Source organism: Pirellulales bacterium, from assembly GCA_036490175.1.
Classification (GTDB): Bacteria; Planctomycetota; Planctomycetia; order Pirellulales; family JACPPG01; genus JACPPG01.
The window spans coordinates 1-14,974 of the sequence record DASXEJ010000302.1; the positions used below are offsets into that span (position 1 = coordinate 1).

Sequence of the window (14,974 nt, forward strand, 5' to 3'; positions counted from 1 at the left end):
CCGTCAATAGTATGCTCAAGCGGCTCCTCGGAGCAGCACTACGGGCAAGATCTTACTGGAGCCAGTGCCGTGAAATCCTCCTGCGAGCCATCACACTCAACGTGATGATCCTCAGGCCATGCCACGGTTTCTACAGAGCAACACTGACTCGGTAAGCTGTGGCGTGATCGCCCTTGTAAGGGCCTACTTCGCGCTCGAGAACAGCCACTCCGCTTATTTGACTTCCAACATCCGCTCGAGCGCCACGAGCGCCCAGCGCGATGTTTCGGCATCGACCTCGACGATGTTCACCGGCGTGCCGGCCGCCAAGTTCTCGATGCTCCAGCACAAGTGCGCCAAATCGATGCGATACATCGTGGCACACATGCACACGACCGGCGACAGAAAGTGTATCTCCTGTTCTGGATGCTCTTGCTTGAGCCGATTCACCAGGTGCAACTCGGTGCCGATGACCCATTTGGTTCCGGATGGTGCAGACTCGACCTCGCGAATGATCTTGCCGGTGGACCCGCTCATGTCTGCCTTGTCGACGACTTCGCGCGTGCATTCCGGATGCACCAAGACGTTAATGCCGGGGAACTTTTCGCGAAACTGTTCGATGTGCTCCGGCCGGAACATCTGATGAACGCTGCAGTGCCCTTTCCAGAGTACGACGCGGCTGCCGGCAAGTGCCTCGGCCGTGTTGCCGCCGAATTCGTCGGCATGAGGATCCCATACCGGCATCTCCTCGACCGGGATGCCCATTCGCAGCGCCGTATTGCGTCCTAGATGTTGATCAGGAAAAAATAGCACGCGACGCCTACGGCGGAAAGCCCATTCGAGTACCGCTGCGGCGTTGCTGGATGTGCAAACAATGCCACCGTGCTGGCCACAAAATGCCTTCAGGCTGGCAGCTGAGTTCACATAAGTGACGGGCGTGATATCAGCGGTGTCGATCACGTCGCCCAACTCACTCCAGCAGTTTTCAACCTGGTCGATCATCGCCATGTCGGCCATTGAGCAGCCCGCTGCCATATCGGGCAGAATCACCTTGACGCGTTCTCCGCCGCGTTCGATCAGCGGTTCGGGGCGGTTCGCCAGCACGTCGGCCGTCTCGGCCATGAAGTGGACGCCACAAAATACAATGGCGCGACAATCGCGACTGTCGGCCGCCATGCGGCTGAGTTGATAGCTGTCGCCGCGCAGATCCGCCAGCGCGATGACCTCGTCCTGCTGATAATGATGACCAAGAATTAGCAACCGATTCCCAAGTTCGTTGCGAACAGCCTGGATTCGAGCGCGCAACGTCTCGTTTTCGAGCGCCTTGTACGGTTGCAGCTCGTAGCGAGGCTTGGCGGAAGAAGCTAACGCGACACTCATGCTCTGGAAACCTAATGACGTGGATAAAGTCCTATCGGCAGCCTCGCGCCCCGACATAACATCGTTTGGTGTACCACTCTTAGGTACAGACGACAGACGGGTTGGATTGGCAGGGTCAGGTTGCCTAAGTATATCCCTGGACTAATCCACGAGACAGCTGGCCAAGACGGTGCTGCTCAATGTGGTGGGACGGTCGGAACGCGCTGTCAGGACGTCGTTCAGTCCCTAGAGTCTCGCGCCGGACTTAGCTTGCTGAGACGATTCCGTGGCGAACGGCAAATCGTGTCAACTCGACAGTTTTGTGAATCCCTAACTTGCCCATGATTCGGGCCTTGTGATTCTCGACCGTATTGTGACTGATTCCTAGCATCCGAGCGCAATCTTGCACTCTTAGTCCACGTGCCAAATGCGTCAGAACTTCGAGTTCGCGCGAGGTTAGTAACGCAGACGAAGGCTCCCCCTCGCCACCGCTACGTCGGTATGGCAGCTTTTGCCTCTCACCCTGCTCGACAGCCGGTAATCTGGGGAATGCTGTTCCACCTGCAGCGATATTCTCGAGCGCTTCTGCAAAATCGTTCCAAGGTTCACACTTGGTCGAATAGCCCGACGCACCGCATTCGAGGGCGCGACGAATGTGGGCCTCGGAAGGAAATTCGTCCAGCAAGATAACGCGTGTCCGCGAGGTGTGAGAAGCAAGCGTCCGCGCGGCGCGGAAAGCGTTCGGCATTGCCGCGTCGATCACCGCGATCGCCGTCGGCACGCGCTCGGCGGCGGAAAGAGCTTGCAGGGCGTCACTTGTCACGAGCGCCACGGAAAAGCCGGGCAGGGCGGATACCGAGCGCGCCAGCAGCTCTGCCACCAGCAACTGGTTATCGACCACCATGACGGTGATGCGACGACGTCTCGGATTCGACGCCGCAGTCTTCCCACGGCGTGGGAACGACTTCTTCGATGATTTCGGCATGCATCTGCCCCCGGTTTTCCGCTTGCCGCGCGAAATCGTGCTGGCACGGCGCAAGTGCGCGCCGTGTGCTTGCTAAATTTCGGCCATTTCGCGGCTTCAAGATGAGCGGGAAGGTACTGATGAGACGTGACAACGGGCTGTCTTACCGTGACACCGGCGCAGCCGAAATAATCCCAACCGGTCCCGTAATACGTCCCCGACTGTCCAACGCCGGTCCGGGAAGCTATCAGTGGTGCCTCCTCCGATCGTATAAAAATCGTGCAAATCTCCCCGCCAGCACACCGGCATGGTTTGCTCTACAGGCAAATGCCACTGGTATCTATAATTCGCCGCCCCGTTCCGACCTGAGGCATTTTGCGGGCAACCAATTATCGCTGACTTAGCCGGGAGAACTCGATGCAACTCCGCATGCACGTGCCTTCGAGAACAACTGCTTGCATCTGCCTCGGGCTTTCTGCCCTATGGACGACGTTTGTCCGGGCGGACGTGGAAGTCGAGATGCGCGTTGGAGATACGGCATACCTGCAACACGAGGTCGAGTCCGTTCAGCAAACGGTCGATTGGACCAGTCTGTTTCTAGCGGAATTCGCCATCGGCGGTTCGATCGTTAATCCCTATTGCGACGTCCATGGTCTGTCGCAAGGAAAAAACCGCTTTGTCCCTTACCTGAGCAGCACGGAAGCCGCGCCAATCCCAGATGGGGTGGATTTCGGGCACGCGTCGGATGTGGAAGTGAACGGTGTACGCCAGAGCCAATGGTCGATTACCGGCGTTTTCGAAACCCATACGACGCCCTCGCTGGAACAACTCGGCCTGTATAACGAGCCGTCGGACGCTGACCAGCCGTCGCAGGCGGATCACGACGCCGTGCTTGGCATTGACAGCGTCTCGTTGCCACAACCGAACGCGGGGCAACAAACGCGTGCGAACAAGGCTTGCCCAGTGTTTGATGCGGAAGCCGGTTCGCTCCCGCACGGCCGACTTTCAACTCCGTTACGCCAGGGCGAGGCCGCCACAGAGATTTTGAAGTTGCGACGCACGCTGGGTGTGAATCCCATCGCCGGCACGATCTTCGATGCTCCGGCCGGCGAGACGACTGCCTGGGCTAGGGATACACCTAGCGGCAATGCCACTTGTACTGTGGCCGATGACCGCTGCCTCGCCGAGGCCATCCGCGTGCTCGAAGCGGAACAGGATGCCGCCGAGCAATCGGTGGGCCAATACAACCAGTGGCCCGTGCCAGAGGCCTTTCCAGCGTGCCATAGTGACCAATTGCGACCCGCTGAGCAAAAGCTCGAAGAGGCAGCCGATCTACTGGAGAAAATCGGCCAATTCGAGCGGGCTGACGCGATACGTGAACTGGCAAGCCAGGTGCGTCAGGACGCCAGGCAGTGCGAACGACAAGCACAAAAGGCACCCGTCCAAATATTCTCTGACCTCTACGCACGTTAGGCGATCGCCGAACTTTGGATCCTCAAAGATCTTCTTTTCTCTCAACCAGATCGATCGCCGGCCCTTTAGTTGGCGCACCCGCCTGCAGGTTGGCAGAGGGGCGGCCGGCTTATCGCATTTATTAGTTTCCTAACGATCCTCGTGGCCACGACAAGGTTCGTGCGACCGCGCTAGGGCCTGATTCGCGTCCATCTGTTTGACAGGCCAACGGCACGCCATTACTCTGAACCACAACAGGGCTTAGGCACTTTTCAGAGGCGGAGGCATTCGCCCCCGTTGCTTGCTCCGTCGGCGCAAACATCACGTCGTTCGGCCGTTGAGCTTACGCGGAATAGAACCGGCTCGTGTTATGTGCGGGCGCGAAGCGCTTCCTCCTTTTTCGTTTTTTCTGCCGCTACAACTATGACAACTTCCAACTCCCCAAGTCGAAAGCCGCCGATGGCATCTGGGAAGCGCGACTTTTCAGAGATATTGATTCGCCAAGGTGTAATCAGTGCCGACCAATTGGCCGAAGCCAATCAACTGTCGCGAGCGTCAGGGGTTAAGGTGGGCGACGCCCTGGTGCGGCTCGGCTATGCCAATAGTGAAGAGGTGATGCGGGCCATCGCACAGGAGCATGGCCTGGATTACATCAATCTCAGCGAAGTTGTAATTCCGCCCGCGGTCGTCGAATTGGTGCCAGAGTCTGTCGCGCGCGAAAACGTCATCCTGCCCATGGCAAAGGAAGACGACTCGCTGAAGGTGATCGTCAGCGACCCGAACGACCTGGATACGCTGGACAAGCTGCGATTTATTCTGAATTGCAAGGTCGATATCGCCCTGGCTCCGCGTGAACATATCGTCGACGCGATCAATCGCCATTACGGCCAGACCGAGGGCGAAAGCGCTGACTCGATGTTGCAGGAGTTCACCGACACCGCCATCGACTTTACCGAGACAGTGGAGTCGACCGACAGTTCGGCCGAGGTCATCGATGAAACCAGCGCGCCGATCGTACGCCTGGTCCAATTGATCATCACCGAGGCCGTTCAGTTGCGGGCCTCGGATATTCACGTCGAGCCATTTGAGGATCGGGTGCGGGTCCGTTACCGCATCGACGGCGTATTGGTCGAGCGAGACGCCGCCCCCCGCCGACTGTTGGGTGCCATCCTGTCCCGCATCAAGATTTTGGGCAAAATCGACATCGCCGAACGTCGCCGCCCCCAGGACGGGCGGATCAAGGTCACCGTGGGAGAAAAGGAGCTCGACCTGCGCGTCAGCGTCCTCCCCACCAACCACGGCCAATCGGTGGTCATGCGAGTTTTGGACAAAGACAGCATCAAGGTCGGCCTGCGTCAGCTGGGCCTGGCCGAGGAAGACTTCCGAGCCTTCAATCAGCTTATCAAGCGACCCAACGGCATTATCCTTGTGACCGGCCCGACCGGCTCAGGTAAAACGACCACCCTCTACGCGGCTCTGAACGACCTGAATCGACCCGATAGGAAGATCATCACCGCCGAGGATCCGGTCGAGTATTACCTGCCCGGGATCAATCAGGTGCAGGTCAGCCACGGTATCGGGCTGGACTTTGCCCGCATCATTCGCTCAATGTTGCGCCAGGCCCCGAACGTGATCCTCGTGGGTGAGATGCGAGATGCCGAGACCGCCGAGATGGGAATCCAAGCATCTCTGACTGGACACTTAGTATTCAGTACGCTACATACGAACGATGCGCCTGGAGCTATTACGCGCATGGTCGACATGGGGGTGCCGTCCTATCTGGTCGCCAGCAGTGTGATCGCCATCCTCGCGCAACGGCTTGTGCGGGTTGTATGCACGAAGTGCAAGCAGCCCTACATGCCTTCGGATGCCATTTTGGAGACCGCCGGCATCCGTCGCGAAATCGCCGAGAAGGCTCATTTTTCCAAAGGAAAAGGGTGCGGAAACTGCCAACGCAGCGGCTACCGCGGGCGCATCGGCATCTACGAGTTGCTGTTGATGAAGACCAAAATTCGCGAGATGGCCTTCCAAGGCGCGTCGACTCAAGAAATACGTAAGGTCGCAATGGCAAACGGGATGAAGACGCTTTACCAGGACGGCATGCTGAAAGCGATGAAGGGCATTACAAGTATCGAAGAGGTTTTTCGCGTGGCCAAACGAACCGGCAACGAGTAATCACCTGCGGCCACAGTGCAGGAGCGTCACCTGTCGTCGTCAGATGGTGCTTCGGCAACTTCTGGAGGTACAGCGCAGTGGCAGGACGACGACACGCTTTGCCGTCCGACCGGGCAGACGCCGTGACACGTTACAGCCGATTCGTAGTGGTCGAAGTGAACAAGCGGATAGGTACGGATTCAGAGAAGCGCAGTGATCGTGGCGAGTAAATGTTGAGTCGTGGGTGAAGGCAGCGAATAATCCCTAGCCAGGCAACACCGTGTCCTTCCGAGGAGCACGGCTGAGTCATTTCTTGCAGGGTTGCCGTCCCGAGGGGGGACGGTCGACCAACTCAGTCGCAAGCGGATGAGCGGTGTTGGGGGATTTCAGGGGTGCCCCGACCGACGCGGCTTGCCATAGGCCAATCGCGTGGGAGGCACTTTCGTGGGAACGATCTTAATCGACAAACTGTTGCAGACAGTGGTCACCCAAGGGGCCAGCGATCTGCACATCTCCGTCGGCCAACCGCCGGTTCTGCGGTTGCACGGCCGCATGCGCAAGCTGGAAACCAAAGTGCTCACCGGGGAAGATACCGTGAGCCTGATGAAAAGCATTACGCCCGAGCGCTGTCAGCAGGAATTGCAAGAGGTCGGCGGTAGCGACTTCGGATTCGCCTTTGGATCCGCGGCCCGTTTCCGGGTGTCGATCTTCAAGCAAAAGGGCAACATCGGCATGGTGTTGCGGCAGATTCCCAACAAGTTCCTGAGCATGGATCAGTTGGGCCTGCCGGTCGTTTGTAAAGAATTGATTATGCGTCCGCGAGGCCTGTTTCTCGTTACAGGCCCAACTGGGTCGGGCAAGTCGACCAGTCTGGCCAGCATGATCAACTATCTGAACGAAAATGTTGACCATCACATCATCACGATCGAAGATCCGATCGAGTTCTATCACGAACATAAAAAATCGACCGTCAACCAGCGCGAAGTAGGCGTCGATGTGCCAAGTTTCGCCGAGGCCATTCGCCGCGCCTTGCGGCAAGACCCGGACGTGATTCTGGTAGGCGAAATGCGCGACCTGGAGACGATCGAGGCCGCCATCACGGCCGCCGAAACCGGGCACGTCGTTTTCGGCACTCTGCACACCACCGGCGCGCAAGGCACGGTCAACCGCATCATTGACGTCTTCCCGACCAGCCAGCAGGATCAGATTCGCACGCAATTGTCGACGTCGATTATCGGGATCCTCTCGCAAGCGCTGCTACCGCGGATCAGCGGCGGCCGCGTTGCCGCGCACGAGCTACTGGTCGTCACCTCTGCAATCGCCAACCTGATTCGCGAGAACAAGACGTTCCGCATCAATTCGTCGATTCAGACCGGCATGAAGTACGGCATGCAGCTGCTGGACGATCACATGTTCAAGCTGTGGCGCGAGGGAATCGTCGACAAGGAGGAAGTGATGGTTAAGTCCAACTCTCCTGACGATATGAAGCGCCGCTTCGAGCGGGCCGAGAAGGGCATGTTCGAAGACGAAGAAAACCGTGGCGATAAGGATAAGAAGGAAAAGGACGAGCACTAAACCCCGCGCGCATTGTCGCGGATCGGCGGTGCGGAAATCAAACGTCGGACAGGTATGAAAAGGCTCGCGTACTAAGGCGCAGCGATAAAGGCACAGCAGCTATGGCAATGCGACGTATTGGCCAAATCTTCGTCGATCTTGGCTTCATCTCCGACGAACAGCTCGAGCTGCTGCTAGAAGAGCAGCAGCAACGCCCCGATGAGTTGCTCGGCCAGGTGGCCGAGGGAATGGGCCTGGTCTCCGACGACCAGTTAGCCCAGGCGTTGGCCGAACAGATGAACATGCAGGTGATCGGCCTTTCCGAGGTCGTCGTCCCGCCCGAGGTGTTGGCCTACGTGACCGAGCCGATGGCTCAGCTGTACCGTATCATCCCGATCAGCTTCAAGAACGGCACGCTGGTGATCGCCATGTGCGACCCGCAGAAGCTGTCCATTCTGGACGAGCTGCGGAACTTCTTAGGCTACGACGTGCGCGCCGTGGTCGCCACCGAGCGCGACATCAAAGGCGCTCTCGACCGCTACTACGCCACGGCCGAAAGCGTCGAGTCGTTGATTACCGACATGGAGCAGGACAAGGACCTGGCCAAGGCCGCCGCGCTAATCGGCCGCGAAGGTCCCATCGACCTGACCAGCGTCGAAGCTCTGGCCGATAGCGCCCCGGTGCGCAAGCTATTGAATATGGTGTTACTGCTGGCGATCAAGGATCACGCCAGCGACTTGCACTTCGAGCCGTTTGAAAACGAGTTCAAGATTCGTATCAAGGCTGACGGCGTGTTGTACGAAATGGTACCCCCGCCGCGGCATTTGGCGTTTGCCATTACCACGCGCATCAAAGTCATGGCCAACCTCGACATTGCCGAGCGTCGCTTGCCGCAGGACGGCCGCATCGAGCTGAGCGTCGGCGGCCATCCCGTCGACTTGCGGGTGGCCGTGCTGCCCACGATGTTCGGCGAGAGCGTGGTCATGCGGGTGTTGGACCGCTCGGTCGTCAAGCTCGACCTCAACGGCGTGGGCATGAACGCCGACCTGATGCGGCAATTTCGCGTGGTTATCGGCAAGCCCAACGGCATCGTACTCGTGACGGGGCCAACAGGATCGGGCAAAACCACGACGCTCTACTCGGCGCTTTCCGAGTTGAATCATATTTCCGACAAGCTCATTACGACCGAAGACCCCATCGAGTACGACATCGACGGTATCGTGCAGGTGCCGATCGATGCATCGATCGGCAATACATTCGCTATGTGCCTGCGCGCTATCCTCCGCCAAGATCCCGACCGCATCCTGGTTGGCGAAATCCGCGACGTGGAAACGGCCGAGATCGCCGTGCAGGCTTCACTTACCGGCCACATGGTGTTTAGCACGCTGCACACCAACGATGCCCCCAGCACGATCACGCGTTTGCGCGACATGGGTGTGGCGCCGTTTTTGATCACCGCCACGGTCGAGGCGATCCTGGCGCAACGATTGGTGCGACGCGTCTGCTCCAATTGCCGCGAAGAGGTCCGGCCGGCAGGCGAGATGCTCGCCGAACTACAGCTCACTCCGACCGACGTCGCCGACAAGAAATTCTTCCGCGGCAAAGGCTGCGATACGTGCAACAACACCGGCTACAAAGGGCGCGTTGGTTTGTTCGAGTTGATGATCATGAACGAGGATCTGCGCGAGATGGTGATCCGCAACGCCTCGACAGATGATATCCGCGACAAAGCCCGCAGCTACGGAATGGTCACGCTCCGCGACGCCGGCATGCAAGCCGTCTACGGCGGCACCACGACCATCGAAGAGGTTGTCCGCGAAACGATTGTGGAAGGATAAGGACGTAAACGATGAAAGCAAAATGATAAATGATGAGTAACAAGAGGACGCTTGCGCGGTCCCTTTCGTCATTCCGCATTTTGCATTTCCTTCGGAGCTTGCCATGCCGACTTTTCAATTCGAAGCGATGGACGCCACAGGTCAGGAAATCAAGGACCTGATCGAGGCGCCGAGCGAAGAAGAAGCGCAGGCCACAATTCGGCAGATGGGATACTTCGTCACGAAGATCTCCGTCAAAAAAGCCCGTAAGGCCGCGGCTGAAAAAAAGAAAAGCGGCAAGAAAAAAAGCTTTGCCATCGGCGGCGTCAACAGCAAGGTCCTCACCACCTTCACCCGCCAATTGTCCATTCTACAGGACGCCGGCCTGCCGATTCTTCGCAGCCTGCGCATTCTGGAAGGGCAACAAAAAGGTGGCCGGCTGAAAAACAGTCTGATCGACGTCTGCGACGACATCGAATCCGGCTCGACGCTGTCCGAAGCGATGGGCAAGCAGCACAAGGCGTTCGACCGCCTGTACGTCAACATGATCAAGGCCGGCGAGGCCGGCGGTGCCCTGGAAGTGATTCTCCGCCGCCTGGCTGAGTTCCAAGAGAAGTCGGAGTCGCTCAAGCGCAAGGTCAAAGGCGCGCTTGTGTACCCGGTGGTCGTGATCTGCGTCGCGGTCGGCATCTTGGTCTTCATCATGTACAAGATCGTGCCGGAGTTCATCAAGATCTTCGACGGCTTCGGTCTCAAGCTACCGGCCATGACGGTGTTGCTAGTGAACATGAGCTACGCCACGGTCCACTTTTGGTACTTGATCCCAGTCATTCCCATCAGCTTCTGGCTGGTCGTCAAGCTGATTCGCAAATTTCGCCACGGCCGCGCCGGCTGGGACCTGTTCCTGTTGAAGATGCCGGTGTTCGGCCAGATCATTGAAAAGAACATCGTGGCCCGCACCACCCGCACCCTCGGCACGCTGGTGGCCAGCGGTGTGCCGATTCTCGAAGCGCTGAACATCACGCGCGAGACGTCTGGCAACGCGGTCTTCGAGAACATGTACACCAAAATTTACGAATCGATTCGCGAGGGCGAGTCGATTTCGCGACCGATGAAGGAATTTTCCCGGCCGAAGTTCCACATCATGGCCGTGTTCTTCTGGTTTGTGTTCGTGGCCGGCCCGGTCGGCGTGCTGGTCTACCTCACACGCATGAATACACGTATCGTCGACGACCTGGTCGTGAACATGGTCGACGTGGGCGAGGAAACCGGCGAGCTCGACACGATGTTGTACAAAGTCGCCGATAACTACGACGAAGAAGTGGCCGTACTCACCGAGAGCCTGGTGAGCCTGCTCGAGCCACTTATGATCGTGATCCTGGGCGTCATGGTGGGCTTCATCGTGATCGCGCTGTTCTTGCCGCTGATCGACCTGATCACCAACCTGTCGGGTGGAAAGTAAGGAGCCTTGTCGTGAGAACCATGCTGAATCACAGAAACGCTGAACGCGAAGCGCGGAACGCGGAACTGATAGCACACGCATCCAGGCGGCCGGAAGCGCGGCCCGGGATCTCCGTTCGTCGCATAGCGATTAGCACTCCTCGTTCAGCGTTTCGCCGCGGCTTCACCATGGTCGAACTGATGATGTCGCTGATCATCATGGGCCTGCTGGTATCGCTCTTGGGCGTCGCCGTGGGGTTTGCCGTCAACAAGGCCAAAGAAGTCCGCATGACATCCGAGATCAGCAATCTCGATGTAGCGTTTCAAAACTACAAGAACCAATTCGGTGGCGAGTATCCGCCGTGCATGGCTGTTCCAATTCTGGGTGGAACTCAGTTGACATCGCCGTCTCGACTCGACTTGTTCAACCGCGCACTGCGCAAACGATTTGCGCGATACACGTTAGATTACTTGACCTTAAGGTCGATTTTGGCAAATGGTGCTGGCGCATCGAACCTGAACCCGCCTCCCTGGACAGTAAGCAGCATTAGTACCGGCCAGCACATTGCGCTTGATCTACAAACATTAGATGCAGCCGAGGCGCTCGTTTTTTGGCTGGCTGGCCCCCCGGCACCGCTCAATGTTGCGTCGTCAACGATCTTGTATGGTTTTAGTGCCAATCCGACGAACCCATTTCAGCAGGCCGGGTCACGTTTGCCGAGCCTTTTTGACTTCGACGAAACTCGTCTGACGGATGTCGACGGCGACGGTTGGCCTGAGTATACGCCAGCGGGGACGAGCAATAAGTCGATTGGCATGGCGCCCTTCGTGTACTTCGAGCCCGCAAGCATGACGTACATCAATTTGCAGAATAACAGCCAACTGATCGCGTGTTACCCGCCGAAGGTGACTGCTATTCCAATTGGCGCTCCGACCTACGCTCCTCAGGGCAATCCGCCCCAGCTGCCGGTTCAGCCAGGAACATACGGCAATTCCGGCCTCGGTGCAGAGTGGGGCTTGGCCGTGCCCTATCCGACGAGTGTCAATACCAGCACCACGAATTACACGTTTACCTTCTGGAATCCCAAGAAGTTCCAGATCATCTGCGCCGGGGCCGATTCGGATTACGGCGGGTCAAATTATGAACCGCCACCACCCGAATCGTCTGGCGGTGGCCGCGCTAACATGCCAGTCCTGCCGCAAACGGCAAAGCAAGGCGCGACGGGCTTTATCGGCACGCCCATTTTGCTGCAGGGCGATCTCGACAATTTGACCAACTTCACCACGGGCAAACTCGAAGATTTCACACCGCAATAAGTAACTTCCGTGGTGCCAGCCGGCACCAGCGCTAACATATTTATTTCCGTGACGCCGATCGCGCTACAGAAGCGCGTGCGGGCGGCACGTGGGCGTGGCCAGGAGTGTGAGACAGGTGGCATCGAGAACGGATCGGAATAGGCAATGTCCGTCGAAGACAAAAACCGCTGGCAAACGGCAGGTAGCTGGCACCGTGGTGTGCAAAGCGCGCCGTCCCAAGCGCTGAACCTTGAACGCCCGACACCACCTCGCGCGAGCTTCACAAGGCGCGCGGCCTCGTGCGTTTCTGCCCCGTCGTCATTCAGCATTTGTCGTTCCGTGATTCATTCCGCCCGTTCATCGTTCATCATTTCACATTCATCATTACGGCCAGCCTTCACACTCGTCGAACTGCTAGTCGCGATCATCATCATTGCCATCCTGGCTGGCCTGTTCTTGGGCGCCCTAGGTAAGGCACAACAAGCCGCCAACATCGCCAACACGCAGGCCTTGATCGCCAAGCTCAACAGCCAGCTCATGCTCCGCTACGAGTCGTACCGAACGCGGCGACTGCCGATCAGCACAACGACACTGGGCCTTGGTATCAGCGTATACAACGCCACTAATACCCCGCTGATCCTGCCTGGCCAGTGCTTTGCGGCCTATCGTCTGGCGGCAATTCGCGAGCTGATGCGCATGGAGTTGCCTGATCGGTATGCAGACATGATGACGGCCAACAATTCGTATAACCTTCCGTTCGGCATTCCAATTGTGCCCCAATACATCACTTTCGACGGGTCCACATGGTATCCCGGTCCAATCGGCGGCTCATTCATGATTCAACCGACGGCCGTGAATCTTTCCTATCAGCGTCGGTGCAATACCAACGCTCAGGGTGCGCCGTCACCGCAGTTTGAGGACGCCGAATGCTTGTACATGATCATCACGACCGGTCTCAGCGACAATACGGTGGCCAACGAGCAGATTAACCCCGCAAACGTGGGTGACGTCGACGGTGACGGCATGCCCGAGTTTATTGACGCCTGGGGCAATCCGATTCGCTTTTTGCGATGGGCCCCCGGATTCATATCCGATATGCAGCCGCAGGACGCAACGAACAGTCCCAGTGATCCCAATTTCACTGCGACCAGACACGATCCATTTGATCCGTTGAAATTGCAGCATCCATTTGCGGCGGCCGGCCACAATTTTCAAAGCTCTCCCGCGGCCACAGCCTATGACGGTATGGCGCTCTACCCATTGATTTATTCCATGGGTCCCGATCGCACGGGGGACATCCAACGTCCGTCCACCGACGCACACGGTTTCGCGCTAGCGTCGAACAATTGGGCCTGCACGTTTCAAACGATTTTCATGACGTCATCGCAAGCGTTCCACGTTTACGACCCGTATAGCGTCGGTAACGGTGGCAATCTTGCAGGTGCGCCCTTCGACGAAGACGGCGATGGCGATCCGAACGGCGGAGCAGACAACATTCACAACCATTTGATCGGTCAATAGCGGCGCGAGGCGATTCCTTTCTTTGTCTCGATGATCTCTGTAAGTAGGCGTATGCACGTGGACCAAGTACTTCATCAACGCCGCCGACACGTCCGTGGCGTCACACTGCTAGAACTCTTGGTCGTGATCACGATCATGGTCCTGTTGGCGGCCGCGGCCGTGCCGGTATTCGCGCCGGCGATGCAAAATCGCCAGATTCGTGAAGCGTCGCGAACGGTTGGCACGTTTATTACCGGTGCCCGGAATCGCGCTTTGCAAACCGGCCGGCCGGTGGGCGTGGTGCTCGAACGCTTGCAGGGAATGAACGACGCTTGTGTGTCGCTATCGTATGCCGAGGTGCCGCCCCCTTACTCGGGCGATGCGTCGAATTCGACCGCCCTGGTTCAATACTACAACGGTCAGGCGTTCCTGGCCGCCTTGACACCGTACTACAGCGGCAGCGTCCTCAACAGCTCGCTCGACGTAGGTTGGATGGGTGCCATCCGCATCGGCGATATGATTCGCTTCAACTTTCAGGGCCCGTATTTTCAAATCCTCACGCCGCTCAATCCAGCGTCCTACGATTTCACGACAGGTTTTTTGACCGGGGATCCCGCCACACCACCTGGTGCGAATCCTCCCTACTATTATATGTGGCCGCTGGGTATCGTGCCCGGATCGAACACCGTCCCGCCCAACAGCGGCGGAGGGACCACGGGCTTTCGCTACCAGATCGTTCGCGCACCGATCAGGATGGCCGCTGGCGCCGTGCAACTGCCCGGCCCCACGGTCATCGACTTGAGCTTCTCGGGCTTCAATGGCGGCAGCAATCTGGTCGACACCGGCGGCATGCAAAACGCCGCGCATAACACGAACATCTCTCCGTGGGTGTACAGCTATTCCTTCCAGCCGCTATGGCCGCGCGTTGGCGCCCCGTCTGTAGCCACGAGCAATTGTCCGTTTACCAACCCTCTTAATTCGAACTTACCGCGTGATGACACCTCTTCGGTGATCATCACGTTCAACCCCTCGGGCGGCGTCGACTGGATCTGGTGCTGGCCGAATGGCGGATACAGCCCAATGACAAATCCGGCCAACACGTCGCCGCTCCCTCTATTGGCGCCGCAATCGAACCCTGTGCCGGCTCCGGTCAAGGCGACCACGCCAATTCACTTGCTCGTGGGCAAGCGCGAGTTGCTGCCGCTCCCCTCGTTGGGTCCGCCGCCGAACACGAACCCTAACAGCTCGAGCTTTCAGCCCTATGCCAACTGGCAGGACTTGACCAATTTCTGGGTCACGATCAATCCTCAGTCGGGCACGGTGACGGTCGTCGAGAACGCCGCGTCGACCACGGCCATCAACAACAACGGCTACCTCAATAGCGGTTACGGTTCGTTTGTCGAGCTTATGGAGGCGCGGCAATTGGCCCTTCAGTCCATGCGCGCGAGAGGCCAGTAAT

The 14,974-nt window shown here is 58.1% G+C and carries 10 protein-coding genes; 8 read left to right on the top strand and 2 right to left on the bottom strand.

What is annotated here, in order from left to right; all coding sequences use genetic code 11:
• Positions 1 to 213: 213 nt before the first annotated feature.
• The gene (gene nadA / locus VGG64_22780) at positions 214 to 1,359 is read right to left on the bottom strand and encodes a quinolinate synthase NadA (protein HEY1602446.1); all 1,146 of its coding nucleotides are present in this window, start codon (positions 1,357 to 1,359) and stop codon (positions 214 to 216) included.
• 244 nt (positions 1,360 to 1,603) lie between these two features.
• Positions 1,604 to 2,323: a response regulator transcription factor gene (locus tag VGG64_22785; GenBank protein ID HEY1602447.1), complete on the bottom strand. Its 720-nt coding sequence runs from the start codon at positions 2,321 to 2,323 to the stop codon at positions 1,604 to 1,606.
• Between the two features lie 498 nt (positions 2,324 to 2,821).
• Here VGG64_22785 and VGG64_22790 point away from each other — a divergent pair, with 498 nt between their 5' ends.
• From VGG64_22790 to VGG64_22825, 8 genes are all read left to right on the top strand, one after another.
• A complete protein-coding gene (locus VGG64_22790; protein ID HEY1602448.1) occupies positions 2,822 to 3,775 on the top strand; it encodes a hypothetical protein in 954 nt (317 codons plus the stop codon).
• Between the two features lie 438 nt (positions 3,776 to 4,213).
• Positions 4,214 to 5,929 carry an ATPase, T2SS/T4P/T4SS family gene (locus VGG64_22795; GenBank protein HEY1602449.1) on the top strand — a complete coding sequence of 572 codons (1,716 nt, stop codon included), beginning with the start codon at positions 4,214 to 4,216 and terminating at the stop codon, positions 5,927 to 5,929.
• A 423-nt stretch (positions 5,930 to 6,352) separates the two neighbouring features.
• The gene (locus tag VGG64_22800) at positions 6,353 to 7,483 is read left to right on the top strand and encodes a type IV pilus twitching motility protein PilT (GenBank protein HEY1602450.1); all 1,131 of its coding nucleotides are present in this window, start codon (positions 6,353 to 6,355) and stop codon (positions 7,481 to 7,483) included.
• Between the two features lie 101 nt (positions 7,484 to 7,584).
• Positions 7,585 to 9,300 (top strand): ATPase, T2SS/T4P/T4SS family, encoded by a 1,716-nt coding sequence (locus VGG64_22805; protein HEY1602451.1) that lies wholly within the window; start codon positions 7,585 to 7,587, stop codon positions 9,298 to 9,300.
• A 103-nt stretch (positions 9,301 to 9,403) separates the two neighbouring features.
• Entirely contained in the window at positions 9,404 to 10,741 is a 1,338-nt protein-coding gene (locus tag VGG64_22810; protein ID HEY1602452.1) for a type II secretion system F family protein, read from the top strand.
• Between the two features lie 20 nt (positions 10,742 to 10,761).
• On the top strand, positions 10,762 to 12,036 hold the full coding sequence (locus tag VGG64_22815; protein HEY1602453.1) for a type II secretion system protein: 1,275 nt from the start codon (positions 10,762 to 10,764) through the stop codon (positions 12,034 to 12,036).
• 318 nt (positions 12,037 to 12,354) lie between these two features.
• The gene (locus VGG64_22820) at positions 12,355 to 13,536 is read left to right on the top strand and encodes a prepilin-type N-terminal cleavage/methylation domain-containing protein (protein ID HEY1602454.1); all 1,182 of its coding nucleotides are present in this window, start codon (positions 12,355 to 12,357) and stop codon (positions 13,534 to 13,536) included.
• A gap of 57 nt (positions 13,537 to 13,593) precedes the next feature.
• Entirely contained in the window at positions 13,594 to 14,973 is a 1,380-nt protein-coding gene (locus tag VGG64_22825; protein ID HEY1602455.1) for a prepilin-type N-terminal cleavage/methylation domain-containing protein, read from the top strand.
• Position 14,974: the final 1 nt, after the last annotated feature.